The following is a 20,947-nucleotide window of genomic DNA, read 5'->3' on the forward strand; positions in this document are numbered from 1 at the left end:
GATTCTCACGGCGTCGGAGGCAAGACGTCGGCGCGGCCGGGGCAGCCGTCGACGAAGTCCTCGGGGGCTACGCGGATGATGCCGTCGGCGGGGGACTTGATGCCGCCCACCGGGTAGCGAACGGAGTCCACGCGGAAGGTGCGCACCTGGGTGCGCGCGGTCGGGTCGTCCGCGGGCACCATCGCCACGGACAACGCCACGTTGTTGAAGCCCGCGCCGCGCGTGACGACGCCCGCGTCATCCGCGGCGGCCACGGTGGGCGCCAGGAGCACGTTGCCCACGTTCAGCGTGTAGCATTGACGGCCCAGCTCATCCGGCGGACCGTCCGCCTCGAACGAGTAGCGGTAGCCCTCCGCCGCCAGGTGGGCGGTGTCCACCTCCAGCGGGCGGGTGTGCAGGCGCAGCTCCGCGCGGCTCGTGAGCCCGTCGTTGTCCGGGTCCTCGTCCAAATCATTGCTCGCGCCCTGGGTGCCGCCGCGCCATTCGATGCCATCCGGCACGCCGTCGCGGTCGCTGTCGGCCAACGTCGCGTTGGTGCCGATGAACTGCTCGTCGCAGTCCAGCAGCCCGTCACAGTCGGTGTCCGAGGCGCGCAAGAGCGGAGGACAGCCCTTGTCCAGGCCGCCACCGTCCGGGTCCGCCACCTGGATGGGGTCGAAGTCCACGCCTCGGTCGCGGAAGTACACCTCCACGCCGTCGCTGAAGCCGTCACCGTCGGTGTCCATGAGGTTGGGGTTCGAGCCCACCTCCGCCTCGCGCGCGTCCGACAGACCGTCTCCATCCGTGTCCGCCGCGTCCAACGGACTGCCCGGCGGCGCGGAGAAGTTGGTCGCAATCACTTCCTTCACGATGAAGGTGCGCCGCACCTGCCCGAAGGAGAAGTCCAGGAAGTTGATGGGCTCGTTGTTGCGGAAGTCGCGGAAGTTGCCGCCGCCCAGCGCCGCCATCTTATCCAGCCGGTCCGCGTTCTGATTGATGATGAGCAGCGGGCAGCCGCCGTCGCCCGACAAGTCACACACCGACGACACCGGTTGCGTGGGATTGAAGACGTGCACGGTGTTGACGCGCACGTCCTCCACCAGGTCCCGGAGCTGACGGATGCGCACCACCGCGTCACCCTGGAGCAGCTCGTCGTCCTGGTCCAGGGTGGGCTTGCCGTCCGACAGGAAGACGAGCGAGTAGCGCGCCTGCGCAAGCGCCTGCGCCCCACCTGGCTCCAGCCGGCTGCGCGCGATGTCCGTGTTGATGAGCGAGTAGATGTCCGACAGCGGCTTGACGAAGTCCGTCGAGTCCCGGTTCGGTGAGTTGTCCGGGTTGCGGAAGGTCAGCAGTTGCTCGGTGAGCTGGCGCATCCGGGCGTCGTCCATGCTGGACACCTGCATGAAGCCGTCCTGAGGGGGGTTGCCCGGCGCCTGGGTGAGGAACGCCGTGGTGCTGCCGGCGAAGACCACCACCGCCAGGTAGACCTCCGGGTCCTTGGGCAGGTTTTCAATCAGCTCCACCAGCGCGGTGGCGCGCGTGCCATCCGGGTCGCTGACGCGCATGGACTGCGAGGCGTCCATGGCGATGATGAGCTTGATGGGGCGCACCACCTCGTTGGAGCCGACGGTGCAGAAGCGGCCCTGCATCGAGATGGCCCGGTCCACGGGGACATCCACGTCCCGGCGCGGGTCATACAGATACGAATCGGAACAGGCCACCACCAGCACGAGCGCGACAATCAGGCCCGCCAGGATACGTCCAGCCACACTCACGGGTTGACTCCTCCCTGCTGACCCGCCGGCGTCGTGCCCACACACCGCCCCTGGTTCTCCCAGGGATTGCTCAGGTCCGTGGGAATCATGAAGTTGTCATTCGTCAGCGTCAGCTCCGGGCCCACCGGCACGCGCACGCTCGGCGGCGCGTACTGGGACCAGGCACAGGCCGAGCGCCAGACGCCGTAGTCGGTGGCCACGCCGCTCTCGGGGGCCTCCGCGAACCACAGCTTGAAGAGGTTGAAGCCCTGCTTGGCGCCCACCCGGTCCGGCGTCGTCACCATCTGGAGATTGGAGACGGTGTAGTCGTAGCAGACGCTCCCGTTGGACAGCACCTCCGCGATGCGCGTCTCATACTGGAAGCCGTTCTTCTCGAAGAAGGCCCTGTCCCGACGCGTGGGGTCCGTGCCCGCGCGCAGCTCCACCTCGTCCGGCAGGCCGTCACCGTCCGTGTCCAGGCCCGCGACGCTGGGCTCCATCGGGTCGAGCCCCCAGCGCGCCTCGAGGCTGTCCGGAATGCCGTCGCCGTCGCTGTCGACGATGGTCTCCCGCGTGCGCAGGTACGACTCCGCGAACTGCGACAAGCCATCTCCGTCCGTGTCGCGGCAGGTGCAGCGCGGCGTCAGCGGAGAGTCCGGGTCACACCCGCGCGCGTCCAAATCATTGGCCGCCTTGAAGCCCTGGTCCTCGCGGCGCTGCTCGAAGCCGTCGTTCAGGCAGTCCCGGTCACTGTCGGCGTTGAACGGGTTGGTCTTCAGCGTGAAGGAGTTGTCCACGTCGTCCGGCACGCCGTCGCCGTCGCTGTCCACGATGCGCGCCTCCAGCCCCGGGCCGGAGCTGAGCGGCTCCACCAGCAACGTCTTCATCACGTTGCGCGAGGCGAAGGACGAGTAGTCCAGCGCGCCCAGGCCCAGGTTGGAGATTTCAGCGGTGTCGTTGAACTCCTGGTACACGCCGTTGCCCATCTCCGCGAAGCGCGTCAGCAGCCAGGCGGCGATCTTCTTCGCCGCCGCCGGGTACTCGGCCGGCGCCACGCCCGGGTAGACGCCGTAGATCTGCTCGCAGATGGTGCCGCAGGCGCGCACGGCCTCCTGGTTGAACAGCAGCACCGTGTGCATGCGCACGTCGCCCACGTTGTACTGGTCCTTCAACTCCATCAGCCGGCGCACGTAGCTGAAGAGCTGGTAGTTCTGGTTGCGGTCCGTCCCAATCTCGAAGCCGTCAATCCGGTCCGTCGTGCTGGTGGCGTTGCAGAAGCTGATGAGGGAGTCCGCCCACGTCAGGTCCGGGCTGTCCGGGCTGGCGTAGACGCTGAGGTTGTCGGTGGCGGAGCAGCGCGGGTACGGCGTGCCGTCGGTGAGGAAGACGACGACGTAGCGGGTGCGCGGCAGGACTTCCGGATTGGACAGCGCGACGGCGTTGATGTCGCTGGCGATGAGGCTGTAGGCGTACGACAGGGCGCCCTGGTAGTCGGTGCCCTTGCCCAGCTGGCTCTGCAGGCCGTCGATATAGGTGTCGATGTTGGTGTCCGGCCGGGCGAAGCGGTCGCCCGTCGTCGCCGGGGGCCAGACGTTGCGGACGTTGGTCTCGAACGGGGCGACGGACACCTGCACGTTGCCGCCCGCCGCGTTCACCTGCCGGAACTGCGCGACCAGTCGCTTGAGGGCGCGCACGCGCGCGGGCTCGGTGACGCCGGGCGGGATGATGGCCTGCACCTCGGCCTGCTGACAGAAGCCGCTGTCCAGCTGCGCGCCAGGAGGGTCGGAGATGCACATGCTGCCCGACTCGTCGATGACGACCACCACCTTCACGGGGAAGCCGGCGGGGTTGGGCGGGCGCGTGCAGACGCGCCCCTGGAGCATCACCCTGTCATCGACATGGGACTGCTGTTCCGTTCGAGGCTCGAGCATCGAGTCGGTACAGGACAGCAGTCCCGTGGCCAGGAGGCCCGCCGCGAAGAGCGGGAAACGAAGAAGGCGGCGCATGGGGAAACGACCTCCTGGCAACAGACGATGAGATTTACTGCTCGCGGCGGCGGCGGCGCATCAGGACGCCCAGCAGCGCGGCGCCCAGAGCCGTGGCGCTGAAGCCCGCGGGCACGGAGTTGCAGTTCGGACCGTCTTCGTCACCCTCGCCCACCGTCAGCACCAGGGTGGACGTGGCGACGCGGCTGTCCGGGAAGACGCGGTCGGCGAAGGCCAGGCGGGCCTCCACGGTCAGCTCGTACGTGCCCTCGGTGTCCGGCACGAAGTTGGGAACGCTGCCGTCCACGTAGGAGTACTGCCAGTTGCGGCTGAGCGTCACCGCGCCCTGGGGGTTCTCCACCACGGCGTTGGAGCCATCGGGGCGCCGGGTCACCGTCCAGCGGTACTCCATGGCCGCGCCGTTGCGGTTGGCGAACAGCGGCGGACGCAGCGTCTCACCCGACTTCGACAGGCGCATGGTGCCGCCGGCGCTGACCGTGAAGGGGGACTTCGGGTCCAGGCACTTGTCCTTCTGGGTGGGGTCCACCACGAGGCAGTAGAGCCGGTCGCACGCGTCGCCCAGGCCGTCGCGGTCGTCGTCCGCCTGCTCGCGGTTGGCGACGTCACGGCAGTTGTCGACCTCGTTGAGGATGCTGTCGTCGTCGGCGTCCGGGTCGCACGCATCGCCCAGGCCGTCGTTGTCCTTGTCGGACTGGTCGGGGTTGGCGAGCCCGGGGCAGTTGTCGCCGTTGTCGGAGATGTTGTCAGCGTCCGCGTCCACGCGGCACTGGCTGCCGTCCGTCGGCATCACCTGGTCCGGGTTGGACCGACGCGGGCAGTTGTCCGCGCCATCCGGCACGTTGTCGTTGTCATCGTCCGAGTCACAGACGTCGCCGGCGCGGTCGGTATCCAGGTCGGACTGGTCCACGTTCGGAATCAGCGGGCAGTTGTCCTGCTCGTTCGCCACGCCGTCGTTGTCCCGGTCCGTGTCGCAGTCATCGCCCTGGCCATCACCGTCGGCGTCGCGCTGCTGGAAGTTGGAGAGCGTGGAGCAGTTGTCGCAGACGTTGCCGACGCCGTCGCCGTCGCCGTCCGTCTGGTCACGGTTGGAGGCGAACGGGCAGTTGTCCCGGTCGTCCGCGCGGCCGTCGCCGTCCGCGTCATCCGTGTACGACAGCGTGTCGCCGTCATCCGTGTAGTTCACCCACACAGAGCCGCAACCACAGCCACAACCTCCACCCACCTCCTGTGGGCGGCCGCAGCTATCGCCGAGGCATTCCGGGTTGTCAGGGTTGTCGTTGTTCTGCGCCTGGGCAGTGCCAGGGTTCACGACGAGGAAGGCCCCGAGCAGCAGCGCGGGAGCGAGACGAACGAGTGTCATGGTGACTCCTTTCAGCCCCGGGCCATTAGCAAGAGACGATCCGCACCCTTGCCTGAAGTAAATTCCAACAGTTTCAGGCACTTGTGCGCGGCGCATCAGGCTGTGGACCGGAGAGTGTGGGGGGCACTCCCCAGTCCGAACGAGGGGTAGACCCCTCATTCGCGGGTGGATCACGTTCCGAGGATGAAGGCCTCTGGGTCGAGGGGGAGGATGCCCGAGGGGGTACGTCCCTCGTCCTTGTCGTACTGGATGGGCTGGATGAGCAGCGAGCCGATGCCCGCGCCGCGCGGGTCATTGTCCCGGCCGGCCTGGAGGTAGAGGTACACCTCGTTGGTGCCCGCGGGGATGACCTCGCCGGGGATGAGCGGGTGGGGCCGCTCGCGCGTCGCGACGAGGGAGATGTTCTCCACGCGCGTCGCGTAGCAGATGCGGCCGTCGACGGTGGGGTCCGTCTCCACCAGGTCGTAGCCGTAGCCGCGCTCGCGGTGGAAGTCGAGGTCGGCGCTGAGCGGGTCTCCGTGGGCTTCAATCTCCGCGATGTTCGTCAGCCCGTCGCGGTCCGAGTCGAGCAGGTCCTCCGGCACGAGCGGGTTGGTCTGCGACAGGGCCTCCACCAGGTCCGGAAGGGTGTCGCCGTCGGTGTCGCCGATGCAGGGGTTGGTGCCCAGCACGCGCTCCTCGCAGGTGTTGAGCCGGTCGCCATCGTCGTCCAGGGAGATGCTGCAGCCGTTGATGACGTCGGGTATCAGCGGATCCAACCCGACGCGCACCTCCAGGCCATCCATCAGTCCGTCCTGGTCCGAGTCGAGCTGCAGCGGGTCCGTGCCGAGCGCGTCCTCGTCCACGTCGGGCAGGCCGTCACCGTCGCTGTCGGCGAGCACCTGGCCTGCGCGCACCGCCACGTTGCGGTTGAAGGCGAGGAAGCGCTTGAGCTTGAGGGTGTTCGTGCGCGCGGCGTACTTCAGCCCGGTGAGGGTGCCGGGCAGCCCCGCGGCGTCCGTCTCGATGGGCTCGGTGCCGCCAGCATGGGCGATGGCCGCGACATGCGCGCGGGTGGCCGGGTCCGGCACGGCGCCTCGGACATAGATGGGCTGCACCACCACCTCGCCCGCGCCGTACTGCTGGGCCAGCGCCTTGATTTCGCCGGTGACGGCGGTGAGCTCGCACTCGCTGCAGGCGACCTTGTCCGTCAGCGCGTTGCAGGCCGCGTCCAGGCCGATGTTGAAGGCCGGGTTGGAGCAGCTGGTGTCCTGGCTGCGCACCACGATGACCACCATGTAACGCGTGCGGGCCACCTCGCCGCGACACGCCGTCTGCATGTCGCCGGACAACAGCGTCTTCCCCAACCGCAGCGAGGAGCGGACGCTGATGGGCCCCGACTCTTGATAGGTGGCGTAGCGCGGGAGCGCGGCCTGGAAGTCCGCCGCGTCGGAGAAGCCGCCCAGGATGCCGGTGGCCACCGAGTGGTAGGCGACGAGGCCGAACTTCACGAACGGGCCGGAGAAGCGGCTGGAGAGCGTGGACAGGCCGTCGGTGGCATAGCCCACGATTTCGGTCTCCACGCCCTCGCCTCCCTGCAGCGCGAAGACGACCTTGGTGGGAAACGCGTCGCCGCCCGCGAGCGGAACACAGACGGTGCCGGAGAAGTTGGCGCGGTCACCTTGGTTGGCCCCACGCCCGTCGATGGCATAGAGACCCGCGTCGGAGCAGGACAGGAGCAGAATCGGGAGTAGCAGCGGCCACGCGGAGCGCGGAAGGGGGCGCATCGGATGGATTGTAGACCCCAGCCCCCCACGGCAACGCAAGTGACAGCGGTGTCCGCGTCGAATTCTTCAGACGCCTGCACACACCGCGGGCCGTAATTTCGCCCCGCCACGGAACGCCGGACGCGCCGCGTTCCGACGCGTGCTCACAATGTGAGCAGGAAGGCGAGCACGTCGTCCCGCTCCTCGGAGCTGAAGGCGCGCGCATCACCGTGTGCGGGCCCGGCCGTCTCCAGCACCGTCCTCAAGGGGAAGCGCGTGTCCACCACCAGCCGGCCATCCTTCACCGCGTAACCCGCCGTGGCGCTCGTGAGCAGCGGCCACATGTCCCACGTGCCCACCAGCGACGGCGGCGCCGCGCCCACCACCAGGTCCTGCTGCTCGACGCGCAGCGGCAGGGCCACGGGTGTGCCCACATCCAGGTACTGGCCTCGCGTCCGGGCGTCCTGGTCCAACGTGTAGAGCGGCGCGGGATGGCACGCCAGACAGCCGCCCCGCCCCTCGAACAACGCGCGCCCCCGCGCGGGACGACCCACGTGTCCATCCGGGAGCGTCACCGACTCCAGCGGCGCGCCATCCTCGCCCCGGTACGGGTTGGGTGGCGTCACCATCAGCGACGTATAGAGGGTGAGCGCCTCGACTTCGGAGGGGGACGGGTCCGGGTTGTGGAAGCGGTTGCGTCCGCCCACGAAGCTCGCCGTCTCCGCCAGGTTGTGCTGGCTGGCGGGCGTGAAGAAGGGCGGCGTGTCGCGGCTGCCCAGCACGGTGGGCGAGCGGTAGATGCGATTGGGCCGCGTCTTCTCGTAGAAGACCCCGCCGGTGTGTCCCTCGATGTGACAGCCGTCGCAGGTGATGCCGGTGCGTCCCAGGTCCGCGTAATAGAGGACCTGACCCAACCGGCGCTTGGCCTGCGCGCGCGTCACCACCACCGGGAGCCGCCGCGTCACCACCCCCTGCCGCCCCTTGCGCGCGTCGCGCACGTCCACCACCGCCACCTCGCGGGTGAAGCGGTTGAGGACATAGAGGGTGGCGCCGTCGGGTGAGAGCACCAGCGAGCGCGGCCCGGAGTGCAGCTCCTCGCCCGCACGTCCCTTCGTCGAGAAGTCCCCGGCCGGACGGATGCGCGGCATGTCCTGGGGCGGCGTCAGCGAAACCTTCTGAAGCACCGCGCCGCGCGCCACCGTGTCGTCGCTGGAAACCAGCGCCCGGGCGTCAATCACCCGCACCCAGCCGATGCCCACGTCCGCCGCGTAGAGCAACTCCGTGGCCTCGTCGAGCGCCAGGCCCTCCGTCACCCCCGCGCCGAAGCCCCGGTGTCTCACATAGTCGCCACGCGCCGGGTCGATGACGGCCACGCCGCTGTTGTTGCTCACCTCCATGCGCTGGGGATTGGGCCCGACATTGGGGCCCAGGCTCGCCATGAAGAGGCGGCCCAGCTTCTGGCTCGCGACAAGCGCGCGCGGCGCCTTCCCCCCCATCACCTGCGCGCGGAAGCGCTCCGTGTTGCCGCCGACGATGGCCACGCCCGGCCCCGGCACCACGGTGAACGCGCGCGCGCCGTCCTCCTGACGCAAGAGCTCCAGTTGCCCCGTCTGGAGGCTGCCCACCGCCAGCAGGTCCTTCCATCGGGCGAGCGCGCGCGGATTGGGGTCCACCGGCGCGGCCCAGCGCTCGCGTCCATCCTCGAGCGAGACAGCCCGCACCGTGTCCCTCACCTGCTCCGCGATGAAGGCCACGCCACGCGCGCCGTCCACCTCCAGTCCGGAGGCCCCCAGGGGCGCGGGCAACACCCGCGGCTCGCTTTCAGAGTCCAGCGCGAACACGCGCAGCTCCGGCTGGAAGCGATGGACCACGCCGAGGAAGGACCGGCCGCGCGCATCCTTCCACGTCGCCAGCGCGGAGGGCCCATCCCCCACCGCCAGCCGCTCCACGCGACCCGAGCCCACGTCCAGGGAGTACACCGTGTCCGTGGGCGGCGAGACGACGAACAGCGTGCGCCCATCCGGCGACGCCACCATCCCCATCAGGTCGGGAAAGGCGCTGTCATTCACCAGCGTGAGGGGGGCGCTCCCCTCGACAGGCGCGCCCCCGTCCGCCACCAGCCGGACCTCCACCACCACCTGGGGCAGGTCCTCTGGCAGCGCCAGCCCCGCGGGCAGCCGGGCGAAGGCATGGGCCGAGTCGACCACCGTCAACGGCAGCTCGCGTGACAGTGGTGGACCGAGTGACAAACGCAATCCCGCTACCAGCCTCGCGCCCTGGATGGACAGGGGCTGGGAGGTCTCATTGCTGGTGAGCCGGGGGCCCACCGAATCGAGCCTCGGCGCCGTTCCCGAGGAGGGGGGCGCGGAGGACCCGGGAGGCGCGGATGTGCGCTCGCCCCGCGTGCTCAGGCGGTAACCCACAAACCCGGCGGCGCTCCACAGCGCCACGCCCACCGCCAGCATTGCCCACTTGCGCGCCGCGCTCGTCACGTCGTGTCCCGGTGCCTTTCGCGAGAAAGCATCCTCCCTCCTCTCGCGCGAGGCCACGAGGATTCTCCCCGTGCCCGCCCGGTTGGACAGCGACTTCAGACACGGAGCGGCACGACATCTTTCCGCTCGGCCGGCAACGAGCAAGTGCAGTCGTGGAGCACGCGCCCCACATGGGGTGGAGTGCCCCCCACACCTGTTGACCGACGTCTCACGAACAGCCCTGGAGTGTGCGTTGACAGGTCCATACACGCATCGCTTAACCTGTTGATGATGCGACGCTTCCTCCTCTGCATGGCCGTCGCCCAGCTCCTCGGCATCGGTACGCTGTTCATCCCGAGCGACGCCTGGGCCCAGGGCCGCGGCCGTTCCGCGAAATCGGCGAAGTCGAAGGCTGGCAAGAAGTCCAGTGCCAAGGCCCCGCCAAAAATTGAAACCAAGAGCGCGCCCGTGACGGACCCGGTGACGGGCGAGTCCGAGGCCGCCACTTCCTCGGCGCCGCCGCAGCGCGGCCCGTCCCGCATCGACTTCGACGACCGGCTCATCCAGGGCCAGACGAACAAGTCGGGCGCCGTCTATCTCTATGACCGCAAGGAGCTGAAGACGCGGTCGATGATCCGCGAGCGCGACAGCTTCCGCGCCGAAACGCTCGCCACGGTGTACGACCAGTAGGGCAGCACCGCCCACCAGCCCTTGAAGGGAGCGTCACCGTTGAGCGGCCAGCCCAGCGTCCTGCAAGTCGTCATCCTCCGCGACGGACTCCTCGTTGGGACGGAAGTCTTCGTCCCCGGCACGTATGCGCTCGGTTCAGACCCGTCCGCGGACCTGAGGCTGGAAGACCCGGCCGTGGAGCCGCGCCACGCGCTGCTCTATTTCCAGAACGGACGCGCGGCCATCCAGGACGCGGGCACCGCCACGGGCCTGTTCGTCAACGGACACCGCGTCACCGCGTGCGAGATTCGCTCCGTGGACGAGGTGCTGTGCGGACCGTTCGTCCTCAAGACGCGCGTGCTGGCGCAGAAGCCCCACGAGGCCAAGCCGCAGCCTCCGCCGGAGGTCGCCGCGCTGTTCGGCACGCCGCAGCCCGCGCCGCCTCCCCCCGCGCAGCAGGCCGCGCCCGTGCGTCAGCTCCGCCCCGCCACCGCGCCCGCGCAGCCACTGGCCACCACCGTGCCCGCGATTCGCGCCGTGCCACAGCAGCAGGCCCATCCGGCGCAAGCGGCGACGCAGGCCATCTATCCGCAGCAGTCCGCCGCGCCCGCCATGGTCCCCATGCCGGCGCCCGTCGCGCACGCGCCGCAGGCCTCCATCAACGCCCAGGCCCACGTGGCCGCCGCGCCGCAGCCCGTGCCGCTGCAGGCCCCCCACCAGCCCGTGCCCGCCGGCACCGTGCCGTCCGTGCGCCGCCGCGTGACGCAGGAGCCGCCGCAGGCCGCGAACACGGGCATGCTGTTCGCGGATGATCTGCTCGCGGACGTCGCGTTGGAGCCGCTGCCCGCGCCGCAAGGGCCGCTGCTCCAGGAGCCGCGCGTCACCGCGTCCAGGCCCACGCACGCGCCGCGCCTGGACCCGGGCAAGGGCACGCCCCAGCTCTACCTGGAGCTCTACTGGGGCACCATCCGCCGCGACGCGCGCCGCTTCAAGCCGGACAAGAAGCAGCCGGTGAAGGCGTCGCTGGACCTCCCCGACGCGATGCCGCTGTGGGGCTTCACGCTGCCGGAGAGCACCGGGCCCTTCACCCTGGCCGAGTCGGCCAACGGCGCCTTCCGCCTCTTCGTGCCTCCTGGCACCGAGGTGGAGAAGAGCGGCAATGACGGCCGCTTCACCCCCGTCACCGGCGCGGCGCTGGAGTCCGACGGCAGCCGCCGCTTCATCACGCTGCGCGAGGGCGTGGGCGCCCGGCTGACGCAGGGCCAGATGTCGCTGGTGGCCTATGCCGCCCCCATCCCCACGCGCGTGTTCGTCAACCCGCTCAAGGGCCTGCCGTGGCTGGCGATGATGTGCTTCCTGCTCTTCGCGTCGGGGATGGGCGCCTTCATCGCGCTCAAGCCGCCCACGCCGGAGACGGCGGACTTCACCCAGAAGAGCCTGCCGCCCGTCGCGCTGCGCCTCATCGCCCCCGAGCCGAAGAAGAAGGAAGAGGCGAAGCAGAAGCTGGAGGCCATCAAGAAGAAGGCCCCACCGAAGGAGAAGGTCGCGGAGAAGGCGCCGCCCAAGCCGGTGGAGAAGGCACCGCCTCCGCCCAAGGAGCAGCCCAAGGCCGTGGCCGCCGCGCCCGCGGAGAACAAGGCGCTCAAGGCGCTGGCGAAGCTGTCCGCCGCCGGGCCCGCCACCAATGACCTGCTCGCCGCCGTGGACAAGCTGGGCAGCGGCCCGGGCAGCAAGAACGTGAAGAACTCCAACTACAAGCTGTCGGGCCTCATCGGAAAGGCGCCCATCGCCAACGCGGGCCTGGGCACGTTCGGCCTGGGCGGCGGCGGCAAGGGCGGCGGCGCGACGCTGGGCGCGGAGCTTCTGCGCGGCAAGGGCGGCGGCGGTATCGGCGCGCTGGGCGCGGGCTCGGTGGGCAAGGGGAAGGTCGGCGGCACCGTCACGCGCGCCACCGCGCGCAGCATCGCCTCCACCCAGGGCACCGTGGACCGCGAGGCCGTGGCCCGCGTCATCAACAGCCACCTGAACGAAGTGCACGGTTGCTATGAGCGCGCGCTGCTCAAGGATCCGGGCCTCGCCGGCAAGGTGGTGCTGGAGTGGACCATCGGCGCCAACGGCCGCGTGGCCGCGGCGAAGACGAAGTCCTCCACGTTGCGCAATGCCTCCGTCGAGGCCTGCATCCTCACCAATCTGAAGTCCTGGACCTTCCCCGCCCCCAAGGGCGGCGTGGTCATCATCACCTACCCGTTCCTCTTCAACTCCGTCGGCTACTGACGCGGGCCCCCCACCCGCGTTTCGTTCCGCTCATCCGCCAGGAAGCCCCCACCGTGCGATACGCCCTGCTCATTCTCTTGTTCCTGGCGCCCGGCCTTGCCCGCGCCCAGGCCGAGGCGCTCGAGAATCCCGGCGCCGTCTCCGCCATCCAGGAGCGGCAGTACCGGATGAACCACGAGCTGTACCTCGGGGTCGGCGTGCTGCCGGCCGACGCCTTCTACAAGGGCCTCACTGGAAGCGTCTCGTACACGTACCACTTCAGCGACACGTTCGCGTGGCAGGTGGGCCGCGGCACGTACAGCTACAACATCCAGACGTCGCTGCGCCGGCAGCTCGAGCGCGACTTCGACGTGGCCCCCACCGCCTCCGCGTTCGAGGACCAGGTGCAGTGGATGGTGGGCTCGGACCTCGTCTGGAGCCCGCTCTACGGCAAGACGGCCGTGCTCAACAGCTCCGTGCTGCACTTCGAGGCGTTCCTGCTCGGCGGCGGCACGGTGGTGAAGATTGACCGGCAGGACGGCTTCCGCCCCGCCATCAACCTGGGCCTGGGCGTGCGCATGTTCTCCGGCAAGACGCTGTCGTTCCGGCTCGACGTGACGAACAACGTCGTGTTCGCGGGTGCCTCCCGCATCATCAATGTCCCCGTGGTCCAGCTCGGTACCGCGTTCAACTTCGGCGCCACGGAATGACCCCCCGCTCACTTATCGCCGCGCTCGCCAGCGCCGCGCTCGTCGTGTCTCCAGCGACGGCTCCCGCCCAGTCTGGCGGTGGCTCGCTGCCCATGCCGCCACCTCCTTCCGGCGCGAAGGCCACGCCCGGCGCCGCCGCCAGACCCGCGACGGGCTCCCCCGCTCCGGCCGCGAAGCCCGCCGAGTCCGGTGCACCCGCGCCGGCCGCCGGCACCGAGGGCGCGCCCGCGGCTGCCGCGTCCGACAAGAAGCCGGAGGCCGCCGCCGAGGCGCCGCCGCCCGTGCCGCAGAAGGTGGACCCGGCCATCTTCGACCAGGCGCTGCAGGACTACTTCGACGGCAAGCCGCGCGACGCCGCGGGTCCCCTCTACGCGTGGCTCCAGGCCGCGCCCAAGACGGACGACAACTACGCCTGGGCGCAGTACTTCCTCGCCCGGAGCCTCATCGACCTGGGCCTGACGCACGCGGGCGCGTCGTATCTGGCGCGCATCGCCCGTGAGCGCTCCAACCCGAACGTCATCCCCCGCGCGCTCGACACGCTGAAGGAGCTGACGGACCGGCCGCACGACGACGTGATGATCGACGAGCAGGTCTTCGGCGCGCTCGACCTGGGCTTCCTCCCGGAAGACACGGGCGCGTACGCGCACTATCAGCAGGGCCTCGTCGACCTGCGCGTGGGCAACGAGCGCTGGGCCAACACGCACTTCGCCAAGCTGTCGGAGACGAGCGCCGAGGCCAGCCGCGCGAAGTTCGCGCTGCTCGTCACCCGGCTCAAGCAGGTGAAGGAGCCCTCCGAGGAGCTCATCGCGGACTTCCTGGGCCTGTCCAAGGACGAGAAGCTCACGCGCGAGGCGCGCAACGAGGCGGCGCTCGCGGTGGCCCGCCTGCGCTACGAGCGGCTGGACTACACGGGCGCGCTGGAGGCGTACAACCTGGTGAAGCTGCCGGAGCTGGACCCGGGCCGCGCCAGCCTCTACCTGGAGGAAGCGTGGACCCGCTACAAGCTGGGTGAGCCGCGCGCGTCGCTGGGCATCCTCACCACCCTGGATGCTCCGTCGTTCCGCGACGAGTTCCTGCCGGACAAGTACCTGCTGCGCGCCCTCATCTACCGCGACCTCTGCCACTACCTGCCCGCCAAGCGCGCGGCGAAGGAGCTGACGCGCAGGTTCGCGGACTCGCTGGAGGCGGTGCGCAACCGCGACGACCTCACCCAGGACCTCCGCCTGCGCCGCGCGGCCAACTCGCACGGTGGCACCCAGCGCGCCTCGCGCTTCGTGGAGACGCTGGACCTGGAGGGCGAGCGCCTGGGCCGCTACGCCGGCAGCTTCGGCGACCGGCTCTTCTCGCACCTGACGAAGCTGTACGACTTGTCTCGCGCCGAGGCCGTGCGCGTGTACGACGCGCGACTGGCGGAGGCCGTGCGCCAGGAAGCGGACACGCTCCTGCGCGCCGCGGAGCAGGTGCGACTGATGGAATACGAAGTGGGACTGAAGCTGTACGAGCGCGTGAAGAAGGGCGCGAAAATCGTGGCGCCCGAGGATGAACAACTCCTGACGCCCGACAGCGTCGCCTTCCGCTTCGACGGCGAATACTGGAACGACGAGCTCAAGTCGTACCGGGTCAGCATCGAGAGCCGCTGCATCGAGGAGACCCCATGACCGGCCCCCTGACCGGCCTGATTACCGCCGCCCTGCTCGCGGCGTCCCCCGGAGGCACGGGCCGCGCGGCGGGCCCCGGCCTCAATCCGATGGTCTCGAAGGCGAAGGAGCGCGACGAGTTCATCGCCAAGCTCAAGCGAGACATCTTCAAGGTCGACCGCGCCATCGGCGAGACGGAGAAGCTCATCTCCAAGAGCCGCAACGCGCCGTACCTGCCGGACCTCCAGTTCCGGCTCGCCGAGCTCTTCGTGGAGAAGAGCCGCTACGTGTACTACCTCCAGGCCGAGTCCCGGCCAGAGGGAGCCTCGGGCGCCATCGTCTCCCCCGAGACGCGGCTGATGAAGCAGAAGGCCGTGCAGATGTACTACCGGCTGCTGCGCGAGTACCCGGACTTCAAGGACGGGGACCAGGTGACGTTCTACCTGGCGCACGAGCAGCGAGAGCTCGGTCAGTTCGACGAGATGCTCAAGACGCTCGGCGACCTGACGCGCAAGTTCCCCAACAGCCCGCTGCGGCTGGAGTCGGAGCAGATTCTCGGCGACCACTTCTTCGACAAGGCGGACCTCGTCGAGGCCGAGCGCCACTATCAGGCCATCCTGGAGGCCCCGCCCTCCCCCGTGCACGACCTGGCCCGCTACAAGATGGGCTGGATTCGCGTCAACCAGGCCAAGCACGCGGAGGCCGTCACGTTCTTCGAGGCCGCGGCCGCGAGCGCCCCCCTGCCGGGCATGGACGTGAAGAAGGCGCTCAACGTGAAGCGCGAGGCGCTGCTTGACCTCGTCTACAGCTACACGGAGGCGAAGCCGCCCAAGGGCGCGCTCAACTACTTCGAGAAGCTCAGCGAAAGCCGCGCCACCTACGCGCTGGCGCTCGACAAGCTGGGCAACCGCTACTTCATCAAACAGCAGTACGAGTGGGCCATCCCCGCGCTGCGCAAGCTGATGGAGATTCAGCACGATCCCGAGCTGGATTTGGAGCGCGGCCAGAAGCTCTACGACGCGCTCAAGGCGTCCAAGGGCAAGGTGCTGCCGGAGCCGGAGGACCTGCGCATCCTCGTGCGCGCGGCGGTGCAGTCCAAGACCGACCCGGAGCTGTCGGAGGTCGACCGCAAGAAGCAGCTCGTGGAGCTGGAGGAGATGGGGCGCGACCTGGCCACCCTGCTCCACCTGGCGGCGCAGAAGAAGGAGGAGAAGGAGCTCTACCTGAGCACCGCCGAGGCGTACGAGGCGTACCTGAGCCTCTTCCGTCCCGACCAGTACGTGCGGCCGATGATGAAGAACCGCGCGGAGGCGCTCTTCTCCGCCAAGGACTACACGCGCGCCGCGCGTCAGTTCGAGGAGCTGGCCCGCTACGAGTCGAAGGCGAAGGACGCCAAGGGCGAGGAAGAGGCCCTCTACGCCGCGCTGCTCGCGCACTTCTCCACGCTCAAGCCGGAGGAGGCGCTCAAGCGCAACGCGTATGAAGTCGCGGACGCGCGTCAGGCGATGAAGCTGCTGGGCGCGGAGTACGTCTCGCGCTACCCCAAGAGCCCCAACGTCCTGGACGTGAAGTTCAACATCGCGCGCGCCTTCTACGAGGACGGCGACTACCCCAAGGCGGCGGAGCTGTTCACCGCCTTCGCCCTCACCCATCCGCAGCACAAGGAAGCCACCGTCGCCGGCAACCTGGCGCTGGACAGCTTGCGGCAGGTCAACGACTTCAAGGGCCTGGACGAGACGGGCAAGAAGTTCCTCACCTCACCCCTGCCCGGCAACTTCCGCGCGGAGGTGCAGAAGATTCTCACCCAGAGCCGCGCCGAGGCGCTGGACGAGCTCGCGCTGCAGAGCGCCCAGGAGACGGGCGACGTCATCCAGGGCCTCGTGAAGGTGGCCGACGAGAACAAGAACAGCGACATCGGCGAGAAGGCCCTGTACGGCGCCTTCACGGCGGCGCGCGAGAAGCGCGACCTGCAGGCCGAGCGCGACCTGGGCGCCAAGCTGGTGCAGGACTACCCCAAGAGCCAGTACCTGTCGGACGTGCTCCTGACGCTCGGCCGGCACGCGGCGGAAGCGGCGGCGTTCGGCGAGGCGGCCACGTGGTTCGAGCAGGTGGGCCAGAAGCTGGGCGCGGACATCGCCGGCGTGGATGGGTGGCTCGCCGGCGCGCGGCTGCGCATGGCGCTGGGTGAGTACAAGGAAGCGGCCCGCAACCTCGAGACGGCGGCGGAAGTGTCGGGCGCGCGCAAGTCCGAGGTGCTGGTGCTGCTGGCCGAGGCGCGGCTGAAGGCGAAGGACTACTCGCGCGCGAAGCTCGCGGCCGACGCGGCGCTGAAGCTGGACCCGAGGAGCGCGGGCGCGGCGGCGGTGCTGGCGGAGGTGCAGGCAGTCACGGCGCCCACGGCGTCCGCGGACGCGCTGGTGGCCACGCTCACCACGGCGGTGCAGGGCCCCAACGGCCAGACGGAAGAGGCGGCCAGGGGCCTGTGGTTCCTGGGCGAGATTCTCTACCGCGGCTACAAGGACCTGCCGGCGGACAAGGTGGAGGAGAAGGTCGCCGCGCTCCAGAGCCTGGAGGGCATCTACACGCAGGCCGCGTCGCTGGGTTACCCCGAGTGGGCGGTGGCCTCGCTGTGGCGGCTGGCGCTGGCGTACGGGCACATCGCGGACGTCGTCGAGTCCACGCCGGTGCCGGGCGGCCTCTCCGCTTCGGAGTCGCAGCAGTTCCAGGCGGCGGTGAAGGAGCAGGTCGGCCCGCTGAAGACGCGCTCGGAGGAGGCGTTCAAGGCGTGTCTGTCCCGCGCGGAGTCGCTGGAGGTCTTCAGCGCGGCGGTGGTGGGTTGCCGCTCGCGCGCCGAACAGGCCGCGCTGCCGGTGCCCCAGCCGGGTGCGCCCACGCAGTTGGCCGCGCTGGATGACCTGCGCAAGAAGGCCGAGCGCACCCTCAGCGTGGAGTCGCTGGAAGCGCTGGGCATGGCGTACCTGGAGGCGCGCCAGTTCGGCGTGGCGCAGCTGACGTTCGGCCGCGTCACGGAGCTCCAGGACACCAAGGCCTCGGCGCACTCGGCGCTGGGCTGGGCGCTGCTCAACATGGGTGACGCCATGGGCGCGCGCGCCGCGTACGCCAAGGCGATGGACTCCGACCCCACCTACGACAAGGCGCGCCTCAACCTGGCCGCGCTGCGCTGCCGCTTCGGCGACGTGGACGGGGCGCGGCGAGACCTGGCCGTCCTCAAGGACGTGGGCTCGCTCAACGGCGCCGACGTGGACACCGCGGGCTGGAAGGCGTGCAAGTGAGCCCGCGTCTCCACCCGACGCACTCGCACGGCTTCCGGACCCTGGCGCTCGTGGCGCTGGTGGCCGGGCTGTGCGCGTGTAGCGACGAGGGCGGCGCGCTGGAAGGCAGCGTGTCGCCGTTGTTGGACCTGAAGTACAAGCGCGCGGAGGCGGTGCTGGCCGAAGGAGAGCTGTCCATCAACTTCGTCTCGCCCCAGGGCTCCGGGGTGAACACCGTGCTGAAGGTCAGCGCGCGCGTGGGGGACATGATTCCCGAGGGCTACACCGGCGGGCTCACCATCAACCTGGCCGAGGCCCTGGAAGGCGGCGCGCAGCGCGGCGTCATCGGCCGCAGCGTGCTGGACGAGCCGGCGCGCGTCTTCCCGCAGTTGGAGCGAGGCTCGCTCGTGGTGGACAACCTCCCCACGGCGCAGGGCCAGCGTGTCACCGGTGACTTCCACGTCACCTTCGTCAACGGCATCGACATCTATTCCGGCCGCACCATCTTCGGCAGCTTCGAGGCGACCGTTCCATGAAGCACATCGTCCTGCTCACCCTCCCGCTCTTCCTGGCCGCGTGCGGCCCCAGCTACGGCATGAAGGTGCCTGGCTCGCTGGTGAAGAAGCTCCCGTTTGAAGTCCGCATCGAGCTGCTGGAGGCGGAGAACGAGCTGGCGCTCGCCGTCGACAAGGTGGACGAGAACAACAACGAGATTGACCGCGCCCGCGACAACATCCGCCGCGCCCGCTCCCGCCAGGAGGCGGCGGAGGACGAGGTGGACCGCGCGACGGACGAAGTCTCGCGCGAGGTGGCGAAGCTGGCCATCGAGGAGTCCGAGGCTCGCGTGGAGTACCTGCGCGCGAAGCAGCGGCTGTCGGTGGGGTTGCGTGACGTGTCGGAGCTGGCGCGCAACTGCGCCTTCGCCAAGTTCGAGCTGGCCAAGCTGACTGCGGCCCGCAAGGCGAAGGTGGAGGGCAGCGAGGAGCTGGACCCGAAGGAGTTCGAGGAGCAGGTGGCCGAGTGCGACGCGGAGGTGAAGGAGGAGCTCGCCGACCTCTCCGAGGACCAGAAGGAAGAGAAGACGGCGCGGGAGGCTTGGGAGGCGAAGAAGACGGCCCTCGCCAAGAAGACGTTCGACGCGCGTGCCAGTCCCTACGTGGAGAACCTGTGATGACGAAAGCCGGCGTCCTAGTCCTCCAGCTGCTCACCGCCCAGACGCCTCCACCCGACGCGGCCGCGCTCGAGCGCACCGCGGCGGTGGAGAGTGCCCGGCTGCGCGCGTCTCCGGACGACGCCGATGCGCTCTATCGCCTGGGCACGGCCTTTCTCGCGCTGAACAAGCCGAAGAAGGCGGTGGAGCCGCTGAAGAAGCTGGTGGAGGTGGAGCCGGACCTGATTCCGCCCCGCCTGGCACTGGGTCGGGCGCTGAGGCTCGCGGGCGACGCGGAGGCCGCGCGCACGCTGCTGGACCAGGCCATCGCCGCGTTTCCCGAGGATGCGTCGCTGCGCTCGGAGCGGGGCCTTCTGGCCCGCGTGCTGGACGAGACGGACGTGGCCATCAGCCAGTACTCGATGGCGGTGGAGCTGGCGCCGAAGGACGCGGAGCTGCGCTTCAACCTGGGCGAGGCCCTGCAGCGCGCCAACCGCACGGACGACGCCATCGAGGCGTACCGTGAGGCGCTCAAGCTGGACTCCAAGCTGAACGTCGCCCGCGTCAACCTGGGCAAGGCCCTGGCGGAGAAGGGGCTCAACGGCGAGGCCAAGGAGACGCTGCGCGAGGCCACGCGCGAGAAGCTGGGCGACGCGGAGGCGCACTACAACCTGGGCGTCCTGCTGCTGCGCGAGAACGACTTCGACGGTGCCATCGCCGAGTACCAGCGCGCCATCGCCGCGGACCCGAAGCACGCACGCGCGCAGAACAACCTGGGCGTGGCGCTCAACGAGAAGGGCGACCCGCGCAAGGCCACCGAGGCGTTCCTCAAGGCCATCGCCGCCGACTCGAAGTACGCGGAGGCCCACTTCAATCTGGGGCTCGCCTACTACCAGTTGGGCGACAACGTGCGCGCCACCAAGTCCTTCGAGAAGGCGCTGGTGTTGGAGCCGCGTCGGGCCAGCGGGCCGTACACGCAGTTGGGCCACCTGTACCTGGAGCAGGGCAAGAAGAAGCAGGCGGTGGAGGCCTTCAAGAAGGCCATCGAGAAGAGCACCGACGACGGGAAGAAGACGACGGAGGCGTACCAGGGTCTCGCGCGTGCGTACCTGTCGCTGGGCAAGGCCGAGGAGGCCGTGGCCACGCTGAAGACGGCGGTGGAGGCGTTCCCCAAGGACGCGGCCGCGAGGGCGGGCTACGGCGAGGCGCTGAAGGCCAAGGGTGACTTCGACGGCGCGATTGCCCAGTACGAGGAATGTGTCGCGCTGTCGCCCACGGTGGAGAACCGGTTGGCGCTGGCGGACACCTACGCGAAGAAGCGCGTGTCGGCGAAGGCGCAGCCGCTCTACCTGGCGGTCCTCAAGGAGGACCCGAACCACCGCGTGGCGAAGCTGGCCCTGGCGGACCTCCTGATGGCCATGGGGGACTACGCCGGTGCGGAGACGTACCTGCGGCCCAAGGAAGGCGAGGAGTCGGATACGGCGGCGCTGGCGCGGCTGGGCATCGTCCACTCGCGACGCGGGCGTCCGGACCTGGCGGTGACGGAGCTGGAGGAAGTGGTGGCGAAGGACCCGGCGCAGATTGAAGCGCGGGCCGAGCTGGGCTTCCTGTACCTGCGCGGCGGCGACGGCGCGAAGGCGCGCAAGGTGCTGACGGACGCGCTGGCGGTGGAGCCTCGCAACGCGCTGGCGCTGCTGTACCTGGGCCACGCGCTGTACCAGCAGGGCAACGCGAAGGACGCGGAGAAGTCCTTCCGGGGTTCCTCTCAGGTGGACCCGACCTTCGCCGAGCCGCACAACGCGCTGGGCCAGTTGCTGGAAGCCTCGAAGCGGCTGGATGAGGCGAAGCAGGAGTACGAGACGGCGCTGAAGCTCCAGCCCAACCACGAGGACGCGCAGCTGTCCTTGAAGCGGCTGGGTGCATCGGCCAAGGCGGAGTAGG

13 protein-coding genes are annotated in these 20,947 nt (G+C 69.7%); 8 read left to right on the top strand and 5 right to left on the bottom strand.

The window, feature by feature from the left end; all coding sequences use genetic code 11:
- Positions 1-5 precede the first annotated feature (5 nt).
- The 5 genes from FJV41_RS08445 to FJV41_RS08465 form a co-directional block, all read right to left on the bottom strand.
- Positions 6-1,754 carry a vWA domain-containing protein gene (locus FJV41_RS08445; RefSeq protein WP_141641912.1) on the bottom strand — a complete coding sequence of 583 codons (1,749 nt, stop codon included), beginning with the start codon at positions 1,752-1,754 and terminating at the stop codon, positions 6-8.
- Positions 1,751-3,739, bottom strand: a complete 1,989-nt coding sequence (gene mtsD, locus FJV41_RS08450; RefSeq protein ID WP_141641913.1) for a cell-cell cohesion protein MtsD — start codon at positions 3,737-3,739, stop codon at positions 1,751-1,753. The genes FJV41_RS08445 and mtsD overlap by 4 nt, the downstream gene beginning before the upstream one ends.
- A gap of 34 nt (positions 3,740-3,773) precedes the next feature.
- The gene (mtsC, locus tag FJV41_RS08455) at positions 3,774-5,099 is read right to left on the bottom strand and encodes a cell-cell cohesion MYXO-CTERM protein MtsC (RefSeq protein WP_141641914.1); all 1,326 of its coding nucleotides are present in this window, start codon (positions 5,097-5,099) and stop codon (positions 3,774-3,776) included.
- A 170-nt stretch (positions 5,100-5,269) separates the two neighbouring features.
- Entirely contained in the window at positions 5,270-6,865 is a 1,596-nt protein-coding gene (locus tag FJV41_RS08460; RefSeq protein ID WP_141641915.1) for a thrombospondin type 3 repeat-containing protein, read from the bottom strand.
- Between the two features lie 143 nt (positions 6,866-7,008).
- Complete coding sequence (locus FJV41_RS08465; RefSeq protein ID WP_181790493.1) at positions 7,009-9,309, bottom strand: MtsA protein; 2,301 nt, start codon at positions 9,307-9,309, stop codon at positions 7,009-7,011.
- 318 nt (positions 9,310-9,627) lie between these two features.
- Between FJV41_RS08465 and FJV41_RS08470 the strand changes: the two genes are divergently transcribed.
- From FJV41_RS08470 to FJV41_RS08505, 8 genes are read left to right on the top strand one after another with little or no spacing between them, the layout of a single operon-like run.
- A complete protein-coding gene (locus tag FJV41_RS08470) occupies positions 9,628-10,005 on the top strand; it encodes a hypothetical protein (protein ID WP_246137093.1) in 378 nt (125 codons plus the stop codon).
- A 39-nt stretch (positions 10,006-10,044) separates the two neighbouring features.
- Positions 10,045-12,258, top strand: coding sequence for an AgmX/PglI C-terminal domain-containing protein (locus FJV41_RS08475; protein ID WP_141641917.1), 2,214 nt, complete (start codon positions 10,045-10,047; stop codon positions 12,256-12,258).
- 53 nt (positions 12,259-12,311) lie between these two features.
- Entirely contained in the window at positions 12,312-12,947 is a 636-nt protein-coding gene (locus FJV41_RS08480; RefSeq protein WP_141641918.1) for an outer membrane beta-barrel domain-containing protein, read from the top strand.
- Positions 12,944-14,605 carry a hypothetical protein gene (locus tag FJV41_RS08485; protein ID WP_141641919.1) on the top strand — a complete coding sequence of 554 codons (1,662 nt, stop codon included), beginning with the start codon at positions 12,944-12,946 and terminating at the stop codon, positions 14,603-14,605. The genes FJV41_RS08480 and FJV41_RS08485 overlap by 4 nt, the downstream gene beginning before the upstream one ends.
- Positions 14,602-17,877 carry a tetratricopeptide repeat protein gene (locus FJV41_RS08490; RefSeq protein WP_141641920.1) on the top strand — a complete coding sequence of 1,092 codons (3,276 nt, stop codon included), beginning with the start codon at positions 14,602-14,604 and terminating at the stop codon, positions 17,875-17,877. The genes FJV41_RS08485 and FJV41_RS08490 overlap by 4 nt, the downstream gene beginning before the upstream one ends.
- Complete coding sequence (locus FJV41_RS08495) at positions 17,874-18,392, top strand: hypothetical protein (protein ID WP_141641921.1); 519 nt, start codon at positions 17,874-17,876, stop codon at positions 18,390-18,392. Before FJV41_RS08490 ends, FJV41_RS08495 begins: the two co-directional genes overlap by 4 nt.
- Positions 18,389-19,027 carry a hypothetical protein gene (locus tag FJV41_RS08500; RefSeq protein WP_141641922.1) on the top strand — a complete coding sequence of 213 codons (639 nt, stop codon included), beginning with the start codon at positions 18,389-18,391 and terminating at the stop codon, positions 19,025-19,027. Before FJV41_RS08495 ends, FJV41_RS08500 begins: the two co-directional genes overlap by 4 nt.
- Complete coding sequence (locus FJV41_RS08505; RefSeq protein WP_141641923.1) at positions 19,027-20,946, top strand: tetratricopeptide repeat protein; 1,920 nt, start codon at positions 19,027-19,029, stop codon at positions 20,944-20,946. Before FJV41_RS08500 ends, FJV41_RS08505 begins: the two co-directional genes overlap by 1 nt.
- The last annotated feature ends 1 nt before the right edge of the window (position 20,947 follow it).

Origin of the sequence: Myxococcus llanfairpwllgwyngyllgogerychwyrndrobwllllantysiliogogogochensis (assembly GCF_006636215.1) — a bacterium.
GTDB classification, from domain to species: Bacteria; Myxococcota; Myxococcia; order Myxococcales; family Myxococcaceae; genus Myxococcus; species Myxococcus llanfairpwllgwyngyllgogerychwyrndrobwllllantysiliogogogochensis.